The sequence below is a fragment of the Mesorhizobium sp. M0184 genome, from assembly GCF_040322215.1.
Lineage (GTDB): Bacteria > Pseudomonadota > Alphaproteobacteria > Rhizobiales > Rhizobiaceae > Mesorhizobium.
This window is the reverse complement of record NZ_JAMYSZ010000032.1, coordinates 25,316-51,479: the sequence shown is the minus strand read 5'-3', so window position 1 is coordinate 51,479 and position 26,164 is coordinate 25,316. Positions and strand designations below refer to the sequence as shown.

The following is a 26,164-nucleotide window of genomic DNA, read 5'->3' as shown; positions in this document are numbered from 1 at the left end:
CCGACCGAGATCATTGGACCGGGAGAGAATTTCATGATGCCATCGGCACGCTTTGCCGACCTCGAAGGCGCTTCGGTGCTGATCACCGGTGGCGGCTCCGGCATTGGTGCTGCCTTGACCGAAGGTTTTGTCCGCCAGGGGGCAAAGGTCGCCTTCATCGATATCGCGGACCGTCCGAGTGTGGCGCTGGCCGATCGGTTAGACAAGGAGCTGGGCCGGCGGCCGCTTTATCTCAAGACCGACATACGCGACATCGAGGCGTTGCGGCTATCGGCGGCTAAAGCCGCCAAGGCGCATGGCGACGTGACCGTGCTGATCAACAATGCCGCGCAGGATGACCGTCATGCCGTCGAAGACGTCACGGTGGAGTTCTGGGACAACAACCATGCCATCAACCTGCGCCCGCATTTCTTCAGCGCACAGGCGGTGGCGCCGGGCATGAAGCGGGCCGGCGGCGGCTCGATCATCAACTTCACCTCGACGTCGTTTCTCATCAACCATCCCGATATGCCGGCCTACACCGCCGCCAAGGCCGGCATCGTCGGTCTCACCAAGGGTCTTGCCGGCAAGCTCGGCGTCGACGGCATCCGTGTCAACGCGATCGCGCCCGGCTGGGTGATCACCGAGCGGCAGAGAAAGCTCTGGGTCACCGAAGAAGCGCTCGCCGCTCATGTCGCCAAACAGTGCATCAAAGAGGTGATGCAGCCGGAAGACATTGTCGGCACCGTGCTGTTCCTGGCGTCGGATGCCTCACGCATGCTGACCGCGCAGATGCTGATCGTCGATGGGGGGTTCCTGTGATCTCATCGAGCAAGGCAGCTTCCGTCGCGGCCGTCGACTGGGGCACCACCCGCATGAGGGTCTGGCTGCTCGACGGCGCCGGCAAGGTTCTCGCCGAGCGGCGCGGCGATGACGGACTGATCACCGCCCAGGCTAAAGGATTTTCGTCCATTCTCGAAGGGCATCTGGCTGCCCTGGGTGCTCCCGAGGCGCTGCCGGTCATCATTTGCGGCATGGCCGGTTCGCGCCAGGGCTGGCTGGAGGCGCCCTATGTCAGCGTGCCGGCGCCGATCGGCGCTATTCTCGCCGGCGCTGCCCGCATCCCCGGCCAGCGCCGCGACATCCGCATCGTGCCCGGCCTTGCCCAGCGTCTGGCCGACGCCCCGGATGTCATGCGCGGCGAGGAGACGCAGCTTGCCGGCGCAGGTTTGCCGGCAAAGGGACGCCATCTCGTCTGCATGCCTGGCACCCATTCCAAATGGGTGCTGGTCGAGGACGGCTCTGTTGCCGGTTTCGGCACCTGGCCGACCGGCGAGCTGTTTTCGGTGCTGGCCGCGCACTCGATCTTGCGCCATTCGCTGGGCGAGCCGCCGAAGCCGGTTGCCGCCGAAAATCCATTTTTCCGGGAGTGGTGCCTGAAGGCGTTGGCCGAAGGCGGTGACATCGGTTCAAGACTGTTCTCGATCCGCGCCGCCAGCCTGCTGCAGGATCTGAAGCCCGAGGATGCCGCCGCCTGCCTGTCCGGCCTGCTGATCGGCGGCGAGATCGCTTCGGCAAATCGCCGTTATGGGGCCGTGCCCGTCGTGCTGATCGCGTCGGGCGCACTCGGCAAGCTCTATGCCGACGCCCTCGGCCTTGCCGGGCTCGCGGTCAGGGTGGTCGACGCCGACGAGGCGGTGCGTGCCGGTCTTGCCGAAGCCGCGCGCGAAAATGGCATGATCGCTGGAAATGGAGTTGCCGCATGACCGAAACCGCACCTTTTCCAAAGCTCGAGCGGGGTCTGGTCGCCATCCTGCGTGGCCTCAAGCCAAGCGAGGCGGTGGCGATCGGCCAGGCGATCTTCGGCGCCGGTATCGAAGCGATCGAGGTGCCGCTCAACTCGCCCGATCCTTACGCCTCCATCGCCAGCATTGTCGGAGCGCTTCCTCCAACGGCCCTGGTCGGTGCCGGCACGGTGCTCAGCGCCGCCGATGTCAACGGCCTGCACAAGGCCGGCGGGCGGCTGCTGGTCAGCCCCAATATCGATGCCGAGGTCATGGGCCGTGCCATGCACTACGGCATGGTGACGATGCCCGGCGTGTTCACGCCGACCGAGGCATTTCAGGCAATCCGGCTCGGCGCCTCGGCATTGAAATTCTTCCCGGCGAGCGTGCTTGGCGCGGCAGGCATTTCGGCGATGCGCGCGGTGCTGCCGGCCAGTGTGCTGGTCGGCGCGGTCGGCGGCGTTTCGGACAAGGATTTTGCCGGCTACAAGGCAGCCGGCGTCAGCGTCTTCGGTCTTGGCTCCAGCCTGTTCAAGCCGGGCATGAGCGTCGACGAAGTGGCAGCGCGAGCGAAAGCCGCAGTTCAGGCCTGGGACGCGGCGTTTGGAGCGGCATGATGAGCGAGACCATTGTTTCGGTTTTTTCCGACCATGTCTGCCAACTCGGCGAGGGACCAAGCTATGACCCTGCCACCGACACGCTCTACTGGTTCGACATCGTCAACGGCCAGCTCCTCGAACAGCGCCTGTCGGGCGGTGCCGTCAAAATCCACGAGCTCGGTCAGATGGCCAGCGCCATCTGCATCATCGACGACCAACGCCAGCTGATCGCCACCGAGACCGGTCTGCATGTCCGCGACGTCGCGACCGGCAAGCTGACGCTGCACACGCCGATCGAGGCCGACAATACGGTCACCCGCTCGAACGATTCACGCGTTCACCCTTGCGGCGCGCTGTGGGTCGGCACCATGGGCAAGGGCGAGGAGAAGGGTGCCGGTTCGATCTACTGGTTCTTCAAGGGCGAGCTGCGCCGGCTCTATGCCGACGTCACGGTGCCCAATTCGATCTGCTTTTCCGAGGATGGGACGATCGCCTATTACACCGACACCAGCACCGGGCTGTTGATGCGCGTCGGCTGCGATCCGGTGACCGGACTGCCGGTTGGCGAACCGAAGGTCTTCGTCGACCACCGTTCGGCCAAGGGCTATATCGATGGTTCGGTGCTCGACCGTGACGGCATATTGTGGAACGCCTGCTGGGGCGGCAGCGTCGTCGAAGCCTATGGACCCGACGGCAAGCTCGTCCGTTCGGTGGCGATGCCGGCGACGCAGCCTTCCTGTCCGGCTTTCGTCGGCAGGAATGCCGACCGGCTGGCGGTCACCTCCGCCTGGTCGGGCAAAAGCGAGAAGCAGCGCCTGCTCGACCCGCAAGCCGGCATGACATTCATGCTCGACATTCCAGTCAATGGTCGCTTCGAGCCACGCGTGCTGATTGGCTAGACCATGATCCCGAAAAGTGGGAACCGGTTTTCGGAAAAGATCATGGTCAACCAGGAAGATGGCGCCGTTGCTGTCGTGCAGGCGTCCGGCTGACGTCGGTTCCGCGAAAGCCGAATGCATTCGCCGTGCGATGCTAGAACGGTTCATCGTTTCGCGGGAACGCTGAAACGCTCTATCTCTTTGTTTTGACGCAATTCCGGACGGAAAACCGTTTCACACTTTTCCTGGAATTGCTTTAGGCAATCGTGCTGCCGGGAAATCGTTTCGATCATGTCAAGCCGCGAGCCGAAGCTGATCCTTGTCTACGAGCCAGAAAAGGCTTGCTTCGATCGGCTGGTCGCCGATAACCACGTGCCGGAGCGTGCCGCCGAAATCGCCTCCTATCTGGCGCAATCGACCGATATCGCTGCTGAATTCGACGCACTTGCCGCCGCTTGCCAGAAGCGCGGCCTGTCATTTGCGCCGGTGGCGCTCGACGACGCCGCAAGCGTTCTCGCCGGCGAGGACCCGAAGACCACGCTTGTCTGGACGCTGACCGACGGCGTCGCCTATTTCCGCGGCGGCGCGGCACCGGCTCTGGCACGGCTGAATGGCCTGAAGGCGATCGGCGCCGACGATGCGCTGTTCGCGCTCTGTCAGGACAAGTTCCGGTCCGGCGCCGTGCTCGGCGCGCTTGGCCTGCCGGTGCCGCAGGCGGGCCTTGCCCGTGACGGCGCCTGGCTGGTCGCGCCGCCGGCCTCGCCCGCCGGCTGGTTCGTCAAGCCGAACCGGCTCGGCGCCAAGATCGGCATCTGGCCGCATTCGCACTGCCACGATCTCGGCCACGCGCTGGAGCTTAGCCGGCGCGTCTTCGCCGCCTATCGCGACGATGTCATCGTCCAGCCCTATGTCGCCGGCCGCAACGCGCGCGCCAGTTTTCTCGGATTGAGGCCGGATACCGGCGTCGAGGCGCTGGGCATCGCCTTTGTCGGTTCGGGCGGCGATTTCCAGACCATGCAGGACAGCCTGGCGCTTTACGGCGATACCGGCGCAGCGGCGAAAGCTGCGGGAAAATATACCGAGCCGGTGCTGCTGCCGGTCGCCGGCAGCCAGCCTGAAGCCGATGCAAGAATCCGTCGCATCGCCGAACGCCTGATGGTCGGGCTTGGCCTGCGGGATGTGTTTTCCATCGATTTCCGGGTCGAAGCCGACGACAGCGTCCACCTCATCGAGTTCGAGGTCTGCCCCGGCTTGCCCTGCTTCGATTTCCGCGATTACTGTCGCCAGCAATGGGGCTTGAGCCTCGCCGACGCGATGGCGGAGGCAGCGGCGAACCGGCTTCTCGCCTAAATCCCCTCGACCAGCGCGATTTCACCATCGGCCACCTTCTGGCGGATCGCGACGGCGCGCTGGTATTCGGGCGAGTGGTAGCAGTCATGCGCCGCCGCAAGCGACGGAAACTCGATGATCACGTTGCGGTCGCGGCCCGGCCCCTCGGCCTTCTCATGTGCGCCGCCGCGCGCCAGGAACTTGGCGCCGAAGCGATCGAAGGCCGGTTTGGCGGCGGCGACATAGTCTTTGTAGCCTTCCGCATCGCGCACGTCGACGCGAGCGATCCAGTATCCCTTGGGCATGGCTTTTCTCCGGGTTAATTCCTGCCCTCAGGCCGAGCGCATTTCATCGAGGATCGCTTCCGCTGCCGCCCGCCTGTCGGCCGCACCGACGATCGGCCGGCCGACGACGAGGTGGCTGGAGCCGTTGCGGATCGCCTGCGCCGGCGTCACCACGCGTTTCTGGTCGCCATGGTCGCTGCCCTTCGGCCGGATTCCCGGCGTCACGACCGCCAGGTCGGGGCCGACGATGCGGCGCACCGCCTCGGCTTCTTCGGCCGAGCAGACGATGCCGCCCATGCCGGCATGCAGCGCCTGCTCGGAGCGCCTCAGCACTAGCGTATGCGGATCATACTCATAGCCGGCGTCGATCACGTCCTGCTCGTCCATCGAGGTCAGCACGGTGACCCCGAGCAGGCAAAGGTCGCTGCCCCTCGCGGCTTCGACCGCCGCCTTCATCGTCTTCGGATAGGCATGGATGGTCAGCATGCTCATGCCCATCCTGGCGATGTTGTCGACCCCCTTGGCAACGGTGTTATCGATGTCGAGGAGCTTCATGTCGAGAAAGATCCTGGTGCCGCCGCTGGCCAGCTCGCGGGCGAAATCGAGCCCGCCGGCAAAGGCGAGCTGGTAACCGATCTTGTAGAAGGAGACGATCCCGTCGAGCTCGCGCACCGCTTTCTCGGCTTCCTTCAGCGTCGGCAGGTCGAGGCCGACGATCAGCCGTTCCTGCATCGTGTCGGCATGCGCGGCGTCCGGGATCATGCCTCGATCCGCGTCGACAGCATGCGCGAGGTTTCGATCAGCGTTCGGCATAGGTGCTCCATCGATTGGCGTAGTCTTTCGTCCCGGAAGTTGCCCTCGTCGTCGAAGGCGTAGCCGCCCTCCGGCACCGAACACTCCGGTGTCACCACCTCCATCCGGCAGCGTACCAGAACGGCGCGCAGATGGTTGATGCAGCGTATCCCGCCGAAGGGTCCGTTGGAAGACGAGCAGAGGCCGGCGACCTTGCCGGCAAGCGGCCTGAACGTCCGGCCGCCATCCTTGCGCAGCTGGCTCACCCAATCGATGCTGTTCTTGAGCAGCGGTGGAATGGAGCCGTTATATTCGGGCGTCGCGATCAGCAGCCCGTCATGGGCGGCGATCATCCGGCCGAGCTTGACGGCGTTTTCGGGAATGCCTTCGTCCTTTTCCAAATCCTGGTCGAGGATCGGCAGCGGATAGTCGGCGAGCGAGATGCGGGTCACCTCGGCGCCCTGCATGGCAAGTTCCTTCTGTGCCACGTCGGCGGTCCTGCCGCTATAGGCGCCGCTGCGCAACGAACCGGCGACGACGAGAATTTTCGGGATCACAGCCATGGGTCCGCCTTGTCACCCGATGGGTATAAGACAAGTGCTATTCAAACCCAACGCTTCAATTCATGCGGCCCCGCGTCGGTAGATCCAAAGCTGCGTCGGCGGAATGTTGCGGATGACGAAATGGAAATGCTCGACCGTATAGTCGCCGCGGCCCGGCGGGATCGGCGACAGCGGCCCGTAAGTCAGCTGCACGATCGGCCGGCCCGCCGGGATACGGTCGAGCAGGCTCTCGACATAGGCGATGCGCTGGGCGACAGGGAAATTGAGCAGCGGCACGCCCGATATCACAGAATCGAAGATCAGGTCGCGCTTGTCGCCAAGCGTCGCGTCGAGATTGAAGGCGTCGCCCTCGATGACGTTGACGCCTGGATAAAGCTGGCGCAGATGGCGCACGAAATCAGTGGAATATTCGACCGCGTAGAGATTCTCAGGCTTTATGCCCTGGGCGAGGATGGCGCGTGTGATGACGCCTGTACCGGGCCCGACCTCGAGCACCGGCAGGCCAGATGTCGGATCGACGATCGAGGCCATCTTGCCTGCGGTGATGGAACTGGTCGGGACGATCGAACCGACCGCCTTCGGCTTGTCGATCCAGCCCTTGAAGAACTTCAGCTCGTCGTCGAACTTTTCCGCCAGCGTCTTTCGCAGTCCGGGACTACGCGTCATTGAAAGTCCTCCTCAACGCTCCCTCGCATGCTACTTAGCAGTTACGAGGTGCAAGACAAGGCGAATCCCCGGATAAGGTGTTGATGACGCTCGGGAAGCGTTTTCCAGGGATCAGCTTCAGTGCTCGCCGAACGTTTCGAAAAAGTCTTTCATGCGGGCGAAAAATCCGCTCGACTGAGGCGAATTGTCCTTTGAGGAAAGCTGCTCGAATTCCTCCAGCAATTCGCGCTGACGGCGCGAAAGGTTCTGCGGCGTCTCAACCACGGTCTGGATGTAGAGGTCGCCGATATTGGGCTGGCGCAGCACAGGCATGCCCTTGCCCTTGAGGCGGAACTGGCGACCGTTCTGGGTGCCTTCCGGCACCTTCACCTTCGTCTGGGTACCATCCAGTGTCGTCACCTCGAACGAGCCGCCAAGCGCTGCCGTCGTCATCGAGATCGGCACCTTGCAATAAAGATCGGCCCCGTCGCGCTGGAAGAATTCGTGCGGCTTGACCGCGAGGAAGATGTAGAGATCGCCCGACGGGCCGCCGCGCAGGCCAGCCTCGCCCTCATTGGCCAGCCGGATGCGGGTGCCATCCTCGATGCCGGCAGGGATGTTTACCGACAGCGAGCGCTCCTCGGTGACACGGCCTTGGCCGGCGCATTTCGGGCACGGATCCTTGATGGTCTGGCCGCGCCCCTGGCATTGCGGGCAGGTGCGCTCGATCGAGAAGAAGCCTTGCGTGGCGCGCACCTTGCCGTGGCCGTTGCACATCGAGCAGGTGACGGGCTGGGTGCCAGGCTTGGCGCCGCTGCCCGAGCATTCCGAGCAGGAAATCGAGGCTGGCACCCGAATCTGCGCGGTCTTGCCGGAAAATGCCTCTTCCAGCGTAATTTCCATATTGTAGCGCAGGTCGGCGCCGCGCTCGCGTCCGCCGGACGAGCGGCGCTGGCGCCCGCCCATCATGTCGCCGAAAATGTCTTCGAAAATGTCGGCGAAGCCGCCGGCGCCAAAGCCTTGCGCCCCGCCATTCATACCGCCGTGCTCGAAGGCGGCGTGGCCGAAGCGATCATAGGCGGCGCGCTTCTGCGGGTCCTTCAGTGTCTCGTAGGCTTCGTTGATTTCCTTGAACTTGTGCTCGCAGGCATGGTCGCCTGGGTTGCGGTCGGGATGGAACTGCATGGCGAGCTTGCGAAAAGCGCTCTTGAGCTCCTTCTCGTCGGCGCCCTTTTGCACGCCTAGCGTTTCGTAAAAATCAGCTTTCATGTTTTCCCGCAGTCCGGATAGTCAACGTCTTGAAGCATCGTTGCGTCGTTTGCCGGCACGCTGTTCCGATTTAGGTGTGATGGAGCCGCGATGCCAGTGTCTACGAGGCTTTGTCCGCATTTTTTCGGGCAGCTCAGCGTTTTTCCGGCAAAGGGTTGCAAAAAAGCCCGGCTGTGCGCCGGGCTTTTCCCTTACCTGTACCGTCAGGCGGTTCAGGCCGACTTCTTCTTCTCGTCGTCTTCGTCGATTTCCTCGAAGTCGGCATCGACGACGTCACTGTCCTTGGCGGCATCAGCCTTGGCGTCGGCCTCGGCGGCTTCCTTCTGCGAAGCCTCGTACATGGCCTGGCCGAGCTTCATCGAGACTTCGGCGAGCGTCTGCGTCTTGGCCTCGATCTCGGTCACATCGTCGCCTTCGGCAGCGGTCTTCAGAGCCGCGATCGCATCGGCAATCGCCGTGCGGTCGGCCTCGGAAACCTTCTCGCCGTATTCCTTCAGAGATTTCTCCGAGGAATGCACCAGCGCCTCGGCCTGGTTGCGGGCCTCGACCAGCGCGCGCCGCTTCTTGTCGGCTTCGGCATTGGCCTCGGCGTCCTTGACCATCTTCTCGATGTCGGCGTCCGAAAGGCCGCCGGACGCCTGGATGCGGATCTGGTGCTCCTTGCCGGTGCCCTTGTCCTTGGCCGAGACGTTGACGATGCCGTTGGCGTCGATGTCGAAGGTGACCTCGATCTGCGGCACGCCGCGCGGCGCAGGCGGGATGCCGACCAGATCGAACTGGCCGAGCGCCTTGTTGTCGGCGGCCATTTCACGCTCGCCCTGGAAGACGCGGATGGTCACCGCCGACTGCGAATCCTCGGCCGTGGAGAACACCTGGCTCTTCTTTGTCGGAATCGTCGTGTTGCGTTCGATCAGCCGCGTGAACACGCCGCCCAGCGTCTCGATGCCGAGCGACAACGGCGTCACGTCGAGCAGCAGCACGTCCTTGACGTCGCCCTGCAGCACGCCGGCCTGGATAGCGGCGCCCAACGCGACGACCTCATCCGGGTTGACGCCCTTGTGCGGCTCCTTGCCGAAGAACTGCTTCACGATCTCCTGGATCTTGGGCATACGGGTCATGCCGCCGACCAGGACGACTTCGTCGATTTCGCCGGCCTTCAGGCCGGCATCCTTGAGCGCCGCCTTGCAAGGATCGATCGTGCGCTGGACGAGATCCTCGACCAGACTCTCGAACTTCGCCCGCGTCAGCTTCAGCGTCAGGTGCTTGGGGCCGGTGGCATCGGCGGTGATGAAGGGCAGGTTGATCTCGGTCTGCGTGGTGGACGACAGCTCGATCTTGGCCTTTTCAGCCGCTTCCTTGAGGCGCTGAAGGGCGAGCTTGTCGTTCCGCAGGTCGATGCCCTGTTCCTTCTTGAACTCGGCCGCCAGATATTCGACCAGACGCATGTCGAAATCCTCGCCGCCGAGGAAGGTGTCGCCATTGGTCGACTTCACCTCGAACACGCCGTCGCCGATTTCGAGCACCGAAATATCGAACGTGCCGCCGCCAAGGTCATAGACGGCAATCGTCTTGCCTTCCTTCTTGTCCAGTCCATAGGCAAGCGCGGCCGCCGTTGGCTCGTTGATGATGCGCAGCACTTCGAGGCCGGCGATCTTGCCGGCATCCTTGGTCGCCTGGCGCTGGGCGTCGTTGAAATAGGCCGGAACGGTGATGACCGCCTTCTCGACCTTCTCGCCGAGATAGGCCTCCGCCGTTTCCTTCATCTTCTGCAGGATCATCGCCGAGATCTGGCTAGGCGACTGCTTCTTGCCGCCTGCCTCCACCCAGGCATCGCCATTGTCGCCTTTGACGATCTTGTAGGGGACAAGCTTCTTGTCCTTCTCCGTCACCGGATCGTCGTAGCGGCGGCCGATCAGGCGCTTGACCGCGAAAATGGTGTTCTCAGGATTGGTAACCGCCTGGCGCTTGGCCGGCTGGCCGACGAGGCGCTCGCCGTCGCTGTTGATGGCGACGATGGAAGGGGTCGTGCGCGCGCCTTCCGCATTCTCGATGACCTTGGATTCCTTGCCGTCCATGATGGCGACACAGGAATTGGTTGTTCCCAGATCGATACCGATTACTTTTGCCATTTCTCTAATCTCTCCGCTAAGCAGGCTCTCAGGACCCGTACAGGCGTTCCGACGAAAGCCCCTGTTCACAAGAAATTCCGCTCCGGCAACCGGCATTCGGCGCTGGACGGCTTGGCGCGTATATAAGAACAGGCTGCGTGGCGCGCAAGCATTCTGCGCAAGGCGTTCACCATTCATCGCGGTTGATTGGATTCGGGACCGGCAGGCCCGTATTTTCCGACGGTGATCCAGCCGGCCCGGCCCCCGGCCCATGAACCTTTCCGCCTCGCCCCGCGACTGACGCTCAGGTGCCGCGTGGTGCGGCCCCGGAAAGGAAAGCCCCATGACCACAGATCCAGAGGCTCCATGGTCTCCGGGAACAGCAGGAACTCAGCGCGACCATCGCCTTTGGGACCGGGTCGATGCGCTGGGCTTTCCGCTGGTTCCGTTGACCCTGCGCGGACGCAGGCGTATCGTGACGTTGAGGAAAGCAGACAATTCGATCAGGGATGAACGTGCCGGAACGCCGCGCCTTGCCCTGATTTGCGCGGCGGGACCGGATGTTTCTCCCATGACCTGTGGGGGGAGATCCATGTCTTGCGACCACGGCGCGTTCGTGCGCTCTCGTGCCGGCCGTTTGCGCCGCGCCATCCAGGCTGCCAGCGGATTGTCGATCTTGGCGCTCGCCGCTGGGCTCTGGCTCGGTGGCTCGGCCCAGGCTCAGGAAACCCGGATCATCTATCCCGGCTCGATGGCAGTGACCGGATTCTCCGGCACCATCATTCCCAATTTCGAGGAAGGCCTGCCGCCGGGCGTCGATCCCGTCGACGAAACCTTCATCGACACGGCGCGCGCGACGTTGCGCATCTTCGACGTCTCAAGGTTGGGCGGGCCGGCGTCTGGCCAATTGGTCTTCACCCCGCCACCGTTCGAGGTCACGGCCGGGCAAATCGGCCAGGTGTTCGGCATCACCTACGACGACGGCGTGCGCGACGGCGTTCCATCGGCTATTCCAAACCTCTATGCCGGCGCCACGTCGCTGCACGGCATCCGCATAGTCACGCCAGACGGCGACGCCGACGGCCGGCCGGAGCGGCAGCGCCGCGGCACGGCTGACGCGGTCTTCATGGACGGCCAGTTCGGCACCGAAAACGGCGGCGGCCCCGGAACGATCTGGAAGATCGACGGCATCACCGGCGCCGTCTCGAAATTCGCCGATATCGACGCCAATAGCGGTCCCGGCATCGGCGACGTCACTTTCGACAATATCCACCGCCAGTTCTTCGCCAGCGATCTCGACACCGGCCTCATCCACCGCATCGACGCCAATGGCGCGCTGCTCGACACGTTCGACCACGGCATAGCCGGCCGCCCGGCGCACGGGCTTGCCGCCCTTGCCGACGACGGCTCGGTGATTGACATCCAGGGTGCTGCCTTCGACAGCGAGGACCCCGACAGCTGGGGCTACACGCAGGACGAGCGCCGCGTCTGGTCAGTCGTCTATCGTGGCGGCCGGCTCTATTATTCGGTCGGTGATAAGGCGGAGATCTGGTCGGTGGGCGTTGCCGGCGATGGCAGTTTCGCCGGCGACCCGCGCTGGGAACTGACGGTCAAGGCCGACAAGGATTACGCGGTCACCGACATCGCCTTCGACAACGAGGGCTTCATGTACCTGGCCCAGCGCGGCCCGGTGGAGAACCGCTACGACTACAGCCAGTTCGCCGATTCCGGCAAGGGTCAGGTCATCCGCTACTGGCGCGAAAATCCGGACGATCCGGCGACGGAATCGGCCTGGGTGGAAGTGCCGCAGGAATATGCGGTCGGCTTCCCGCAAGACAACCGACAGTCGGCCGGCGGCCTCGACCTGCAATATGGCTACGATGCCGAAGGCAATCTCGATACCGGCGTCTGCACCGACACGTTGGTCGATACCGGCGACAAGTTGCGCGACAACCCGGAGCTTGCCGAACAACTCGCAGCCGGCGGGCCGCTCGCCGTGCACGGCGTGCAAATCACGCCGACGGCACTGGTCAAGCCGGCCAACATGCCGCCTTTCGGCTCGTGGTTCGTCGACTTCGACAATTATTTCGAAGACCCGGAAGTCGAAGGCCATGTCGGCGACGTCGAGGTCTGGCGCCCCTGCGAAGGCCGTGCCGGCTATTACGAGCAGGTGCCGGGCGGCTATCTGCCACCGTTCTATCCGCCGGACTTTCCGCCCCCCGGCAATCTGCCTCCTTGCCTCGATGTCGAGGATGTCAGGTATTTCTGCACGCCCTCCGGCCTCGAGGCCGATCTCTATCTCCATGACCATGCCGGCTTTGGCGGCGATTCGATCAAGGCTCTGTCCAGGACGCCTGGCGTTGGGGTGACTTCACCTCTGTCGCATGCGCCCGGCGCGCCATACACGATCGGCATCACCGGCCATTACCCTGGCGATACGGTCGATGTCGGGCTCTGCTTCTACAGGCAGTCCGATAGCGACAAGGGTGGCTACTACCCTTGCTGCAAGATGACCTTGCGGCTCAGAACCCCAGCCGTCAGCTGCGAACCGTGAGGAGGGGAAGATGAGCAATCTCGCATTTTTCCCGCCTGCGACAAGCAGCCAATCAACCGGCAAACAATCTATCGTCATGGAGACCATCATGAAACCCCTGTCACTCGCCAGGCGCGGCGTGCGCTGGCTGATGGCGGCCGGTATCGCGGTCGCCATGCTGAGTCCGCTGCAAGGCTTCGCTGAAGACCTTGCTCCGGCCAAGACCAAGCCTGCCGATGCGGGCATCTACACTGCCGTTCCAGATCCCAGGCTCGATTTCGACAATCCTCGCACCGTCAATCCGGAGCCGGGCCGGATCGTGCCCTTCTTCACCAAGAAAGGCACCCAGAGAGGCTGCGACTATGTCGTATACTCGCTGAGCTTTGGCTTGCGCGGCAATCCGCAGGGTTTTGCCAGCCCGGACCTCGCCGCCATGCTGAAAAAGGTCAGGCTCGATTTCAGGGACCAGCTCCCGCACGGCCTGCGCATCGTCGGCGTACATGTGACCGGCGACGGCACCGATGCGTCCGGCGGACCGCTGCCCGGCGCTGCGATCAGCAGTTCGGCTGGCCCGGACGATACGGCGACGGTGTCCGATTTCCGGATTTCCGCCAGCGATCTCGACGGCATCGGCGCTGCGAACGAGCGCGTCATCACGTTCCAGATCACCGCCAAGATCGACCATGCGGCGTTTCCGTCGCCGACGATCATTCACAACCAGGGCATGGTCAAGGTGAGCCGCGAACGCGGCGCCGGCATCGAAATCCCGTCGCAGGACCCGGGCAAACCGGACGACGGCAATTACCTCACGGGTGCAAAGACCTCGATCAAGATCGACGTCACCAGGTGCAACCCGCCGCCTCCACCTCCCGGCAAAGAATGCTTCAAGGTGGAGCGCGGCACGGTCGATTGCGTGCCCGGCGGCGGCGCCTTCATCTACCACATGCCGGTCGGCCCAGAGATGGCTGGCAAATGGGTGCAGCTTTCGACGACGACACCCGGCATCACCATCATTCCCGACACGCAATTGGTGCCGGCCGGCGGCGGTGTGCTCAATTGGAAGATCGTCGGCGCTTCACCCGGCGACGTCATCCACATCATCGTCACCGGTATCGAAACCTATGCCGGCCCGAGGGAGGGCTGGGGCCTGTGCTGTACGCAGACCATCGGTATCGTCATCCCGCGTGATCAGCGCTGCCCACCGAAGGACAAGGAACCGGATCTGAACGTCGAAAAGCGCGCCGACGTGCAACGTTGCACGATGGGCGGCGGCTGCGACTTCACCATCAGGGTCACCAATGTCGGCGATGCACCCTACCACGGCAAGATCGTGCTCGACGAAGTCACCCTGCCGGCCGGCTCCACCCTCGATTCAGGGCCGAACCCGCCTTGGGTCTGCGCGCCTGGAACCACCCCGATGATTTGCACTCATCCGGTGACCACGCTCAATCCGGGTGCCTCTGTCGACCTCAAGCTCGGCTTCAAGCCGGCCGCAGGCTGGCGAGGCAGCGTCTTGCGCAACTGCGCCACTTACAATTACGGCGCCAGCGGCAAGCCGCTTTTCGGCAGCCAGCAAAACGATCGCGGCTGTGCCTCGATCCCGGTCTGCCGGCGTGGCGATCGTGACCGCGACTGCCGGCCGCCGGTGGAGAAGAAGGTCGACCTGATCCTGAAGAAGCGCGCCCGCACCGAATTCTGCTCGGCCGATGGCGTCTGCACCTTCGTAATCGACATAATCAACAATGGCAGCGTCCCCTATAATGGGCCGCTGACGGTCGTCGATACCTATCCGGGCGGCGCGCCGGCATCCTCGACCTTTGGCCCGACGCCGCCATGGACATGCGGACCGAACGGCCCCGGCCAGTTCCGCTGCGACAACGCCGGCATCGTGCTGTTGCCTGGCGCCTCGACGCCGATCTTCGTCAGGGCGGTGATGCCGGCCAACTACCGGCCCGACAGTGTCGAGAACTGCGCCGAGGTGAAGGCTATTCCCGGTGAGAACGACATCACCAACAACAGGGCCTGCGCCAAGGAACGCATCCGTCATCCGAATGGCGGCCAGCCGGCCCTGCGCATCACCAAGCTGTGCAATGGTTCGCTGGCCGGTGCTGCGGTCGTTTCCTGCCGCATTACCGTCATCAGCCTCGGCACCACTGCCCCGACCGGTCCGGTACGGGTCAACGATGCCGCGACGCTGATAGCCGGCGGAGCGCCGGTCCAGATCCAGACCGTCACCCCAGACGGCGCGGAATGGACTTGCGGACCGGTTCCGGCCAATGCGCTGTCGTGCCAGATTCCCGGCGCCGTCATGACGCCTGGAACCAGCCGCCATTTCGACGTGACGGTTGCCGCGAACGGCGAATTCGAGAACTGCGCACGCGGCTCCTACGGCCCGGCTCCGGGAGACGACATCGTCTATCCGATCGGCCAGGCCTGCGCCAAGGGCGGCGGCGCCTCGACCATCCGCGTCGAGAAGACCGGTGATGCCGAGTGCAAGCCCGGCCAGCCCTGCTCGTTCGAGATCACCATCACGAACGATGGCGCGAGCGCCTTCTCCGGTCCGGTTCGCGTCGGCGATGCGATCGGCGTCGAAGGCCTCGGCCGGCTGGAAGGCGTTGCGATCACCTCGATCGATCCGCCCTTCGGCTGCTCGCCGGAGCCGGCAATCTTGCCTCTGTCCTGCATCGCCCAACTGACGCTCGGCGCCGGGGAAAGCCACGTGCACACAGTGACCGTGACCATTCCCGACGACGGTCGTCTGGCCAATCTGCAGGGCACTGTCAACGGCCAGAACTGCGTCGGCGTGCTGTCTCCGAACACGCCGGTGCAAGGCGGTGGCGACGTGTTGTCCCGCGGTGCGGCCGACATGCAGGGTGATCGCGGCAAGGCCTATGCCTGCCATCCCTTCACCATTAGGAATGAGGTGAAGAAGGAATGCTCGCAAGGCTTCGTCATGAACGACGCCGGCAACTGCGTCTGCCCGCCCGGCACGACCTTCCGCAATGGCCAATGCTCGTCCGGGGGCGGCACGGTCATCGTGCCGAAGCCAAAACCTTGCGTTCTGCTCAAAGGCCAGATCCGTACCGAAGACAGACGCTGCGTCTGTCCGCGCGGAACCGAGCTGGAGAACGGCGCTTGCGTGGGCAGCAAGCCGCAGCCCGAGCAGTGCACCATCCGTGGCCAGATCCACGACGCCGCTGGCGATTGCGTCTGCCCGCGGGGTACGGAAGTCAGAGGCAATGCCTGCCGGCCAATCCAGCCGAAGCCGGAGCAGTGCACCATTCGGGGCCAGATCCATAACGCCGCTGGCGATTGCGTCTGCCCACGGGGCACCGAAGTCAGGGGCAATGTCTGCCGGCCAATCCAGCCGAAGCCGGAGCAGTGCACCATCCGCGGCCAGATCCACGACGCCAACGGCGATTGCGTCTGCCCGAGAGGCACGGAAGTCAGGGGCAGTGCCTGCCGGCCAATTCAACCGAAGCCGGAGCAGTGCACCATTCGCGGTCAGATCCACGACGCCAACGGCGATTGCGTCTGCCCGAAAGGCACGGAAGTGCAAGGCAATGCCTGCAGGCGCAAGAAGCCTGTTGTGGTGGAGTGCCCGATACCTGGTCAGATCCACAACAAGCGTGGCGTTTGCGTCTGCCCGCGTGGGACAGAGCTGCGCGACGGCGCCTGCCGCAAACCACGGTTGGAATGCGCACCGGGCGCGCGGCCGATCAATGGCCAGTGCCAGCCGATCCGCAAACCGAACCTGCTGCTGAATCCAAAGGTTCTTCAGCAGGTCGTGCCAAGGCGTAAGCCGCTGCTCGAGCAATAGGATCATCGCGCACCGAACTTCAAACGGTGATGATTCGCGTCACCCAAAACCCGCCGGAGCGATCCGGCGGGTTCTTTCTTTGGCGGCGCCGTATTTCGGCGGCTTGCATGAACCTTACGGCAGTCAGCAGCGACAAACTCCTGAAGGACCCCATCAACCCATCAGGAGAGAGAAATGCCTTCAGCCAAACGTCTTTTCCGAACTGTGGCGACCACTGCATTGATCGCAGCCTCGCTTGCAGGCACGCCCGCCTTCGCCAAGCAGGCGAACATAAAATCGATGTCATTCCATACGGAAAGCGCCAACACGACAATCCATGTCGGCTCGAGCGACAAGCAGAAATGGGACACGCTGAAAAGCGGCAACGTCCAGTTCTGGGGCCACATGAAGCTCGATCTCTGGTGGCCGGGTTATGTGCAGGATGTCGCCGTATCGCTTGGTGTCTGCGGACCAGGCCAGTGCCAGGCGTTCCCGCCGATCTGGAGTGCTTCGCCGCTTGGTCGCGACTACGACCACCAGGAAAATTTCTCCTTTGATCCCTCCATCATCCCGCTGTCGTCGAATACCGGCATCGCCGTCGTACCCGATGGCGATGAGATCGCCGCCAAGTGCAACCAGCACCTCCAGGCCGACGGCCCGACCAAATCCTATTCATTCACGCACACATTCCACGCCAGTTTCTCGGCAGCCACCGACACCGCTCTCGACATGGACAATGCGGTCAGCGAAGTACAGGGCGGCAGCTGGCCGCATCCGCTGTACGGATCGCACTATGCCGAGCATGGCTCGTTCGACGTCCAGATCGTCTGCGATGCCGTCATCAAGCCAAAGGTCCAGGACATCGCCACCGATTTCGGCGAGTTCGACGTGAATGACGTCAAGCTGTTCTTGACGACATACCAGTCCAATCAGCCAGGCTCCGCGCCTGGCACTGTTTGCCCTTCGCTCAGGGTCACCAGCCGGGCGCAAGCCAACCAGGCCGGGCCGGTTACGATGCGCATCTGGCGCCAGAAGGACGGTGGGCCGATCACCTCCGAGGTGCAGCAGGCATGGGCTTCGTACGATGCAGCGAAGAACGGCTATTTCGCGCTTTATGAAAAATGGGAGGATGTCGGCGCCACCGCCTATTTCCAATACAAGGCCGAGATTGTCGGCAACGGCCCGTTCGAGCCCTTCGACGGCTGGAAGGACATCACCGTCCATTGCACGAGTGCCGGCGGCGGCGGCTTCACCGATTCACCGCAGGACAACCCCGTCAACCCGCCGGTTCATTCGGACTGGCAGGGCGAGGTCACCGTGTCCGACAGCGCCGGCCTCAAGAAACTCTGCCCGCGCAAGGGGCAGGTGGCGTTCGAAGTCGAGCGCGATGCGCCGGGCGCGTTTCACTACCGCATCAGTTGCTCGAATGGTGCCTTCTTTACCGGCACGACTGCGGCCTTCAACAATGGCGGTGTGTTCAAGGCGAGCGCCGCGCACGATCTCAGCATCGTCAGGACGCGCTCGATCCAATGCACCCTGCAGGAAATCAAGCAGAACGGTTCAATCGCGACCGTCGATACGGATACGGAGGATTTCACCTGCATAAAGCGCACCTTCGATCCGAAGGCCAACGATCTCGTCTCGACCACCCGTCCGGATTCCGATCAGCCCAAGCTGCCTCCGGTCGTCGTCGATCCCGGCCGTAAATGTCTGCCCAGCCAGAAGCTGATCCACGGCAAATGCATCGACAGGCCGCTCGTGGGCGCGTGCCGCAGCACCGAAAAGCTCGTCAATGGCAAGTGCATTGGCATCAGCATCCATTGCCTGCCCGGCTACCATCAGGTCAGCCTGAAATGCGTAAGGAATCCGGTGATCGCCGACAGGTGCAACCGCAATGAGCTGCGCATCGACGGAAGATGCGTGCGCAAGCCGCCGGTCGTCATCGACTGCAAGCGCGGCTATCATTTGGTCGGCAAGGCATGCGTCAAGAACCCGGTGATCGTCACCGCCTGCCGTGCAACCGAAAAACTGGTGCGTGGACATTGTGTGCCCAAGCCGCCGCTGAAGAAGCCCGATCTGCAGAAGGTGAAACAAGGCAACGGCAAGCTCTTCCTGCCACGGACGGCCAGGCCGCGGCTTCATCCGAACTGAAATCCAAGGCCTTGCCCTGGAAAGTCCTTGCCCTGGAAAGTCCTTGCACTGGAGGAAAGGTCTGCACAGGAGAGAAGTGGCTCGCACCGCTTCTCCCCTTCTGCGCGGATGCGGTATTGACGCCGGATTCCTGTCGACAAGCGGCGCCGAGATGATTACGCCGATGGGGCTCAACAACGGGAAGCGGACATGGCTCAAAAAACCCTGATCGCGCCATCGGTGCTGGCTTCCGATTTCTCGAAGCTCGGCGACGAGGTCGAGGCGGTGGCGGCCGCCGGCGCCGACTGGATCCATCTCGACGTCATGGACGGGCATTTCGTCCCCAACATCACCTTCGGGCCGCCGGTGATCAAGGCGATCCGCAACCGCACCAAGGCCTTCTTCGACTGCCATCTGATGATCGCCCCCGCCGACCCCTATCTGACCGCCTTCGCCGAGGCCGGGTGCGACGGCATCACGGTGCACGCCGAAGCCGGGCCGCATCTCGACCGCTCGCTGCAGACGATCAAAAACCTTGGCAAGAAGGCCGGTGTGTCGCTCAACCCGGCGACACCGGAGACGATGATCGAATACGTGCTCGACCGGCTCGATCTTATCCTGATCATGACGGTCAATCCGGGCTTCGGCGGCCAGGCCTTCATTCCGGCGATCGTAGACAAGGTGAAGCGGGTGAAGGCGCTTATCGGTGACAGGCCGATCCGGATCGAGATCGACGGCGGCATTTCGCCGGAAACTGCGCCCCTGGTCACCGCCGCCGGCGCCAGCGTGCTGGTCGCCGGTGCGGCCATCTTCAAGGGCGGCAGCGTCGAGGCCTACCGGGCAAATATCGAGGCAATCAGGGCGGCGGCGGACAAGGCGGCCGGCTGACCGCCGCCGTTCGGCCGGAGACAGCCGCTCGGGGGGACTTATGAGCAACCATCTGTTCGATGCTTTCCGTGCCCGGATGCCCACGCCCGGACGCCTTTTGATGGAGGCAGAGGACGGGCGCTCGATCAGCTATGGCGAAATGCTGGCGCGCTCCGCTCAACTGGCACATGTGCTGTCGCAGCTGGGCGTCGAAGCCGGCGACCGCGTCGCCGTTCAGGTCGAGAAGAGCCCGGAGGCCATTTTCCTCTATCTCGCCTGCCTGCGTGCCGGCGCGATCTTCCTGCCGCTCAACACCGCCTATACGCTGACCGAGCTCGACTATTTCTTCAGGGATGCCGAGCCGCGACTGATCGTCTGCGACCCGGCGCGAGCGACCGAGATCGGCGCTTTGGCGCAGGCCTCGGGCGCTGCGGTCGCGACACTCGGCAGCAAGGGCGAGGGTTCGTTGACCGATCGGGCCTCTGAGGCGGCCGTGGACTTCCACGACGTGGCGCGCGGACCGGACGACCTTGCTGCGATCCTCTACACCTCCGGCACCACCGGCCGTTCGAAAGGCGCCATGCTCAGCCACGAAAACCTCGCCTCGAATGCGCGGGTGCTGGTCGACCTCTGGCGCTTCATTGCCGCAGACGTGCTGATTCACGCGCTGCCGGTTTTCCACACGCATGGCCTTTTCGTCGCCACCAATGTCGTCCTGATGGCCGGCGCTTCGATGCTGTTCGAAACCAGATTCGACCCGGCCCGCATCGTCTCGCTGCTGCCGCGCGCCACCGTGCTGATGGGCGTGCCGACATTCTACGTCCGCCTGCTGCAGCAGGACGGTTTGAACCGGCAAGCGGCGAAAAACATCCGCCTGTTCATTTCCGGCTCGGCGCCGCTTTTGGCCGAGACGCACAGAGCCTGGCGAGAGCGCACCGGCCACGCCATCCTCGAGCGCTACGGCATGACCGAGACCAACATGAACACGTCGAATCCATACGAGGAAGAGCGGCGAGCCGGCACGGTTGGCTTCCCCTTGCCCGGCGTCTCCCTGCGCATCGCCGATCCCGATGTCGGCGAAACACTTGCCCGGGGCGAGGTCGGCATGATCGAGGTCAAGGGCCCGAACGTCTTTTGCGGCTACTGGCGCATGCCGGAAAAGACAAGGGCCGAATTCCGTGACGACGGTTTCTTCATCACCGGCGATCTCGGGCTGATCGATGCCGACGGCTATGTCCACATCGTCGGCCGCGGCAAGGACCTGATCATTTCCGGCGGCTACAATATCTATCCAAAGGAAGTCGAGAGCGAGATCGACGCGCTGCCTGGCGTCGCCGAAAGCGCTGTCATCGGCGTTGCCCATCCGGATTTCGGCGAAGGCGTCACCGCTGTCGTGGTGAGGGCGCCGGGCTCGACCATCAGCGCCGCAGGGATCGTCGAGGCCATCGCCGGGCACCTCGCCAGGTACAAGCATCCGAAACGGGTGATCTTCGTCGACGAACTGCCGCGCAACACGATGGGCAAGGTGCAGAAGAACCTGCTGCGCGAAGCCTACAAGGACCTCTATACGTCCAAAGCCGGCTAACCCTAACGAGCAGGGCTGCCTGCAAAAACCTTGGCACCATCGATCCAGACGCTTTTAATGTCCAGATCGTCCGACAGCGAAACGATGTTGGCCGCGGTACCGTTGGCGAAGCGCCCGAACCGGTGCGACTGGCCGACCGCCTGCGCCGGATAGAGGGAGGCCATGCGCAAGGCTTCGTCGAGGTCGAGGCCGACGACGCGGTGCATGAAGCGCACCGCGGAAATCATATCGAGATCCGCGCCCGCCAGCGTGCCGTCGGCAAGTGTCAGCCTGCCATCCTTGCGGTGGATGGTGCGGCCGTTCAGCGTGAACGAGGTCATGTCGGTGCCGATCGTCGCCATGGCATCGGTAACGAGCAGGATCTTGCCCGGCCCCTGCTTGGCGCGCAAGGCGATGGCCATGGTGGCCGGATCGACATGGATACCGTCGGCGATGATCCCGGCATAGAATGTGCCGGTATCGATTGCGGCGCCCGCTAGCCCTGGCTCGCGATTACCGATCTGGCTCATAGCATTGAACAGATGGGTGACCACCGTTGCGCCGGCCTCGGCAAAGGCGCGAGCCGTGGCATAGCCGGTATCGGAATGGCCGATGCTGACGACAATGCCGGCCTTGCTAAGCGCCGACACCTGGCTGGGCTCGACGGATTCGGGCGCCACCGTCGTCAGCAGCACGGGCAGGTTTTTCCGCGCGGCGATCAGCATCGTCTGGTCGGAGTCTAGCATCGGCCGGATCAAAGCCGGGTCATGTGCGCCCTTGCGGGCGATCGACAGATGCGGCCCTTCGAGGTGCAGGCCCAGGAACCCCGGCACCTTCCTCCGTGCCGCGTCGGCTCCGGCCGCAACCGCCGCGGCGGTGATCTCGGACGTGTCGGTGATCAGCGTCGGCAACAGCGCCGCCGTGCCGAAGGGTGCGTGCGCCCGGCAGATGGTCTCGATCGAGGCGACGTCGGGATGGTCGTTGAGCATGACGCCGCCGCCGCCATTGACCTGCAGATCGACGAAGCCAGGCGCCAGCATGCAGCCGCCGGTCTCGATACGCGCAACATTGGATGGAATGGCGCCGGCGGCAACAATGGCCTCGACGAAGCCGTCGCGCACGACAAGCGCCGCATTGTCGTGCCAGTCGTCGCCATCGAAAATCCGGGCGCCAGTCAGGGCAAAACGGTCGCTCATAGGGTTTCCGTTACCTTGCGCAGATTGGGCGGCGTGTCGGGGTCGAGGCCGCGATGGCGGGCAAAAGCCTCGACGAAACCATAGAACGACACGATCAGCGTCAGCGGGTCGGTCAGCGGATGACCGGTTGCGACATGCGGCAGGCGCTGAGCGCTCTTTGCCTTGTTCGACGTCACAAAGACGGCAGCGCCCTTGCCGGCCAGGCTGTCGGCGGCATCGGCCACCGATGGCTCGGACGCATCGCGAGCAGCCAGAGCCAGCACCGGGAAACCGGGACCGACCAGCGCCAGCGGGCCGTGCATGACCTCGGCGGCACTATAGGCTTCCGCATGCATGGCGCAGGTTTCCTTGAATTTCAGCGCCGCCTCGTTGGCGATCGCCGCCGACGGGCCACGGCCGAGAATGAACAGCGATTTCGGCGTCTCGAGTGCCCCAGCCAGCGCCATCCAGTCGCAGGCGATCGCCTTGCGAAAATGCTCCGGCAAGCGCGCGAGCGCCACCAGGAGTTTGTCGTCGCCGGTGCAATGCGCCATCAAGGCGAGTCCTGCGACGGCTGAATTGACGAAGGTCTTCGTCGCCGCGACGCTGCGCTCCGGTCCGGCCAGGATGTCGATCGCGTAGTCCGAAGCCCGCGCCAGCGGCGAATCGGCGGTGTTGGTGATGGCGACGGTCAGCGAACCGCCGGTCCTCGCCGCTTGCGCCATTGCAACGATGTCCGGGCTCTTGCCGGACTGCGAGATCGCCAGGCAGGCCGAGCCGCCCAGCTTCAGCTTGGCGCCATAGATCGAGGCGATCGACGGGCCGACCGATGCAACCGCCAGCCCGGCGGTCAACTCCACGGCATATTTCATGAAGGTTGCGGCATGGTCGGACGAGCCGCGCGCCACGGTGACGACGAAATTCGGATCGCGCTCGCGAATGCCGCGTCCAGCTTCCGTCAGCACCGCGGCCGAGCCATCGAGCAGGCGGGCGGTGGCCTCCGGGATCTCCTCGATCTCGCGCCGCATATGGGTCGTTGTTGCGGTCATGGCCGGCCCTCTTCGCCCGGCCCGCTCAGCCGGAGTTCGGCGACAAAATCATAGGCATCGCCCCTGTAGATGGAGCGGGTAAACTCGATCACCTTGCCGCTCGCCAGATAGGAGATACGCTCGATGTGCAGGCCGGCAATGCCCGGCGGTACTTCCAGCAGATGTGCGTCGCTATCGCCGAGGTTGGTGGCGGAAATGCGCTGCACCGCCCGCACCGGCCTGTTGCCGGTCTTTTCCAACGCGGCGTAGAGCGACGAACCAATCGCCGCCGGATCGGGCAGCACGCTTGTCGATAGCGAGGCGCGCTCGATCGCCAGCGGCGTGTCATTGGCGATACGAAGGCGCGCCACGCGCGCAACCAATTCGTTCGACGCCAGGCCGAGCACCATCATCTCGTCGGGCGACGGCGGATAGAGGCCGCGGTCGAGCCAAGCCGAACGCACCGCCATGCCGCGCCGCGCCATGTCTTCGGTAAACGAGGTCAGCATCGATAGCGACTGCTCGACGCGCTCCATACGTGGCGCAACGAAGGTACCGGAACCATGGCGCTGGACGAGGATGCCGCCCTTGACCAGGTCCTGTACCGCCTTGCGCACGGTGACGCGCGAAATGTCGGCCTTGCTAGCGATGTCGCGCTCGGAAGGCAGCGCATCGCCAGGTCCGATCAGCCCACGTTTGACCGCATCCTCGATGCTCTTCCTGAGCTGCAGATAGAGCGGCGCGCCACTCTGCGACGATTGTTTCAGCGCCGCGAATATCTGGTCGGCGGCCTCACTCATCGAGCTGCCTCCGCCGTGTTTGCGAAAATCCGAACCGCCATCTGAACCGCGCCGCCCAGCGCGTCGTCGAGCGGCGGTTTCAGCAGCGCCCGGTAGCGGGCCGACAGGCGCGGCGCGTAAAGCGGCGCCAGCCCGCCGAGCAGGCAGAGCGGATCGTCGCCGTCGAGGTCGAGCACGCCAAGCGCTGCCTCGACATCGGCGACCGCCTTGTCGAGGATCCAGATAGCGACGGCGTCGCCTTTTTCGGCATGCTCGAACACCTTGGGCGCGAAGCCGCCGAAATCGCCGGGCTTGGCGTTGGTGGTGAATTCGACCACATCCTCGGGATTGTTGCGGAAAATGGCGAGCATGGTCTGCGTCAGCGGCGATCCCTGGCGGATGCCGTCATAGGCGAGCAGCGTCTGCTCGAGCAGGTCGCGGCCGATACGGGCGCCGCTGCCCTGGTCGCCGACCTGGAACCCCCAGCCGCCGATGGCGCGCGACTTGCCTTGTTTGCGTGCCATATAGGCGGTGCCGGTGCCGAGTATGGCCATGGCGCCGTCGCCGGAGCCAACCGCGCCTTCCAGCGCGATCTCGGCGTCGGTCTCGACACGGCTGATGCGAAACGGCAGGATCGCTTCAAGCTGCTGCCGGTAGGTGCCGACATTGGCGCCGGCAAGACCGAGAACGGCCGGAGTTTGCGGGATCAGTGCGGGGTCCCTGCCCGCGGCGACAAAGGCCTGCTGCGCTGCGTCGACGATGTTCGTCCTGGCGCCGGTGAGATCGGTTCGGATGTTGGCGGCACCGCTTTTGGCGCGGCCGAGGACGCTGCCGTCGGCCGTTGCAAGGGCCGCCCTGCAGCTGGTGCCGCCGCCATCGATGCCGAGCACGAATTTCACGCGATTTCTCCTCCGGGCGGATAATACCAATAAAATACCAATAGCCAAGGATTAATTTCCGTTTCAAAAAAGTTAAGGCGTAGTTTGTCGGAAAATCAGCCAATTTCGTTCGCAAGCCTGCACCGCCGCAAGGATTTCATTAATGCGTGTGGACAAGTGGTATTTTTTTGGTATGGTTTTCTCGATTGGAGGAAAGCGGATGGCCGAAACGCGCACCGAAGCGCTTCACCAGAATGCCGAAGGACTGGATATCCAGGCCCCGGAAGCCGTCCTTTCCTCGTTGGCCAACGCACAGATCGAGGCCGCCAAGGCTGTGCACGGCGCCATTCCTGCCATTGCCACGGCAGCCGAAATCATCGCAAGCAGACTGAAAAGCGGCGGCAAGCTCGCCTATGCGGCTGCCGGCAGTTCGGGCCTGATGGCACTGGCCGATGCGCTTGAGCTGCCGGGCACTTTCGGCATCCAGCGCGACCGCATCGCCATCCTGATCGCCGGCGGCGACGAGGCCTTCAAGACACTGGCCGGCGGGCCGGAGGACGACACCGAGGAAGCTTCGGCAGCAGTTGCCGCCGCCCGCATCGGCAAGGGCGACTGCCTGATCGCTGTCTCGGCCAGCGGCTCGACACCTTATGCAGTCAGGGCGATCGAGGACGCCAGGCGCCGCGGTGCGGCGACCATTGCCATCGCCAACAACAGGGATGCGCCGCTGTTGCGGCTGGCCGACATCGCCATCCTGCTCGAAACGCCGCCGGAGCTGATTGCCGGCTCAACGCGCATGGGCGCAGGCACCGCCCAGAAGGTCGCGCTCAACATGCTGTCGACGCTCGCCGCCATCCATCTCGGCCATGTCCATGACGGCTACATGGTCAACCTCATGGCCGACAACATCAAGCTGCGCGACCGCGCCGCACGCATCGTTGCCGCCGTCAGCGGGCGCGACAAGGACGAGGCGGCGCGCCTGCTCGAAAGGAGCGGCGGCGTCGTCAAGACCGCTATTCTGCTCGCCGCCGGCGCCGCCAGCGCCGATGCAGCCGAGAAGATATTGGAAGGGACCGGCCACAAGCTGCGGCCGGCCCTTTCCGCGATCGAGGGGAGCAAGGGGCGCAATGCCTCTGTTCTCATCAAAACCGAACCTGAAAAAGGTCAACAGGGAGACTGAG

Annotated in this window: 21 protein-coding genes; 11 read left to right on the top strand and 10 right to left on the bottom strand. The window is 64.0% G+C overall.

Annotated elements, in window-relative coordinates; genetic code table 11:
- Positions 1 to 33: 33 nt before the first annotated feature.
- From NKJ23_RS28290 to NKJ23_RS28270, 5 genes are all read left to right on the top strand, one after another.
- Positions 34 to 801: an SDR family NAD(P)-dependent oxidoreductase gene (locus NKJ23_RS28290; RefSeq protein WP_352614229.1), complete on the top strand. Its 768-nt coding sequence runs from the start codon at positions 34 to 36 to the stop codon at positions 799 to 801.
- A complete protein-coding gene (locus NKJ23_RS28285) occupies positions 801 to 1,745 on the top strand; it encodes a 2-dehydro-3-deoxygalactonokinase (protein ID WP_502902576.1) in 945 nt (314 codons plus the stop codon). Before NKJ23_RS28290 ends, NKJ23_RS28285 begins: the two co-directional genes overlap by 1 nt.
- On the top strand, positions 1,742 to 2,380 hold the full coding sequence (locus tag NKJ23_RS28280) for a 2-dehydro-3-deoxy-6-phosphogalactonate aldolase (protein WP_352683892.1): 639 nt from the start codon (positions 1,742 to 1,744) through the stop codon (positions 2,378 to 2,380). The genes NKJ23_RS28285 and NKJ23_RS28280 overlap by 4 nt, the downstream gene beginning before the upstream one ends.
- Entirely contained in the window at positions 2,380 to 3,261 is an 882-nt protein-coding gene (locus tag NKJ23_RS28275) for an SMP-30/gluconolactonase/LRE family protein (protein WP_352449619.1), read from the top strand. Before NKJ23_RS28280 ends, NKJ23_RS28275 begins: the two co-directional genes overlap by 1 nt.
- A gap of 270 nt (positions 3,262 to 3,531) precedes the next feature.
- Positions 3,532 to 4,590 (top strand): D-alanine--D-alanine ligase family protein, encoded by a 1,059-nt coding sequence (locus NKJ23_RS28270; protein WP_352683890.1) that lies wholly within the window; start codon positions 3,532 to 3,534, stop codon positions 4,588 to 4,590.
- Here NKJ23_RS28270 and NKJ23_RS28265 read toward each other — a convergent pair.
- From NKJ23_RS28265 to dnaK, 6 genes are all read right to left on the bottom strand, one after another.
- Positions 4,587 to 4,874: a DUF1330 domain-containing protein gene (locus tag NKJ23_RS28265; protein WP_352683888.1), complete on the bottom strand. Its 288-nt coding sequence runs from the start codon at positions 4,872 to 4,874 to the stop codon at positions 4,587 to 4,589. The two genes, NKJ23_RS28270 and NKJ23_RS28265, sit on opposite strands and share 4 nt — an antisense overlap.
- A 27-nt stretch (positions 4,875 to 4,901) precedes the next feature.
- Positions 4,902 to 5,615, bottom strand: a complete 714-nt coding sequence (pyrF, locus tag NKJ23_RS28260) for an orotidine-5'-phosphate decarboxylase (RefSeq protein WP_023679855.1) — start codon at positions 5,613 to 5,615, stop codon at positions 4,902 to 4,904.
- On the bottom strand, positions 5,612 to 6,208 hold the full coding sequence (locus NKJ23_RS28255; RefSeq protein ID WP_352571544.1) for an NADPH-dependent FMN reductase: 597 nt from the start codon (positions 6,206 to 6,208) through the stop codon (positions 5,612 to 5,614). Before NKJ23_RS28255 ends, pyrF begins: the two co-directional genes overlap by 4 nt.
- A gap of 60 nt (positions 6,209 to 6,268) precedes the next feature.
- Positions 6,269 to 6,874 (bottom strand): phospholipid N-methyltransferase PmtA, encoded by a 606-nt coding sequence (gene pmtA, locus NKJ23_RS28250; protein ID WP_023679853.1) that lies wholly within the window; start codon positions 6,872 to 6,874, stop codon positions 6,269 to 6,271.
- 117 nt (positions 6,875 to 6,991) lie between these two features.
- The gene (gene dnaJ / locus NKJ23_RS28245) at positions 6,992 to 8,122 is read right to left on the bottom strand and encodes a molecular chaperone DnaJ (RefSeq protein ID WP_023679852.1); all 1,131 of its coding nucleotides are present in this window, start codon (positions 8,120 to 8,122) and stop codon (positions 6,992 to 6,994) included.
- A gap of 212 nt (positions 8,123 to 8,334) precedes the next feature.
- Positions 8,335 to 10,251, bottom strand: a complete 1,917-nt coding sequence (dnaK, locus tag NKJ23_RS28240) for a molecular chaperone DnaK (RefSeq protein WP_023679851.1) — start codon at positions 10,249 to 10,251, stop codon at positions 8,335 to 8,337.
- Positions 10,252 to 10,822: 571 nt separating this feature from the next.
- Between dnaK and NKJ23_RS28235 the strand changes: the two genes are divergently transcribed.
- The 5 genes from NKJ23_RS28235 to NKJ23_RS28215 all read left to right on the top strand — a co-directional run bounded on the left by NKJ23_RS28235 (position 10,823) and on the right by NKJ23_RS28215 (position 21,144).
- The gene (locus NKJ23_RS28235; RefSeq protein WP_352683886.1) at positions 10,823 to 12,784 is read left to right on the top strand and encodes a hypothetical protein; all 1,962 of its coding nucleotides are present in this window, start codon (positions 10,823 to 10,825) and stop codon (positions 12,782 to 12,784) included.
- Positions 12,785 to 12,794: 10 nt separating this feature from the next.
- Positions 12,795 to 16,583 (top strand): DUF7929 domain-containing protein, encoded by a 3,789-nt coding sequence (locus NKJ23_RS28230; protein ID WP_352683884.1) that lies wholly within the window; start codon positions 12,795 to 12,797, stop codon positions 16,581 to 16,583.
- 174 nt (positions 16,584 to 16,757) lie between these two features.
- Positions 16,758 to 18,713 (top strand): hypothetical protein, encoded by a 1,956-nt coding sequence (locus tag NKJ23_RS28225; RefSeq protein WP_352683882.1) that lies wholly within the window; start codon positions 16,758 to 16,760, stop codon positions 18,711 to 18,713.
- Positions 18,714 to 18,902: 189 nt separating this feature from the next.
- Positions 18,903 to 19,580: a ribulose-phosphate 3-epimerase gene (gene rpe, locus NKJ23_RS28220; protein ID WP_352588897.1), complete on the top strand. Its 678-nt coding sequence runs from the start codon at positions 18,903 to 18,905 to the stop codon at positions 19,578 to 19,580.
- A gap of 40 nt (positions 19,581 to 19,620) precedes the next feature.
- Positions 19,621 to 21,144 (top strand): malonate--CoA ligase, encoded by a 1,524-nt coding sequence (locus tag NKJ23_RS28215; protein ID WP_352683880.1) that lies wholly within the window; start codon positions 19,621 to 19,623, stop codon positions 21,142 to 21,144.
- 2 nt (positions 21,145 to 21,146) lie between these two features.
- Here the strand turns inward: NKJ23_RS28215 and nagA are convergent, their stop codons facing one another.
- From nagA to NKJ23_RS28195, 4 genes are read right to left on the bottom strand one after another with little or no spacing between them, the layout of a single operon-like run.
- Entirely contained in the window at positions 21,147 to 22,319 is a 1,173-nt protein-coding gene (gene nagA / locus NKJ23_RS28210) for an N-acetylglucosamine-6-phosphate deacetylase (RefSeq protein ID WP_352683878.1), read from the bottom strand.
- Entirely contained in the window at positions 22,316 to 23,347 is a 1,032-nt protein-coding gene (locus tag NKJ23_RS28205) for an SIS domain-containing protein (protein WP_352683876.1), read from the bottom strand. The genes nagA and NKJ23_RS28205 overlap by 4 nt, the downstream gene beginning before the upstream one ends.
- Complete coding sequence (locus NKJ23_RS28200; protein WP_352491133.1) at positions 23,344 to 24,126, bottom strand: GntR family transcriptional regulator; 783 nt, start codon at positions 24,124 to 24,126, stop codon at positions 23,344 to 23,346. The genes NKJ23_RS28205 and NKJ23_RS28200 overlap by 4 nt, the downstream gene beginning before the upstream one ends.
- On the bottom strand, positions 24,123 to 25,004 hold the full coding sequence (locus NKJ23_RS28195; protein ID WP_352683874.1) for a glucosamine kinase nucleotide-binding domain-containing protein: 882 nt from the start codon (positions 25,002 to 25,004) through the stop codon (positions 24,123 to 24,125). The genes NKJ23_RS28200 and NKJ23_RS28195 overlap by 4 nt, the downstream gene beginning before the upstream one ends.
- 199 nt (positions 25,005 to 25,203) lie before the next feature.
- On the opposite strand from NKJ23_RS28195, the gene NKJ23_RS28190 reads away from it, so the two are divergent.
- Positions 25,204 to 26,163, top strand: a complete 960-nt coding sequence (locus NKJ23_RS28190) for an N-acetylmuramic acid 6-phosphate etherase (RefSeq protein WP_352683872.1) — start codon at positions 25,204 to 25,206, stop codon at positions 26,161 to 26,163.
- Position 26,164 lies beyond the last annotated feature (1 nt).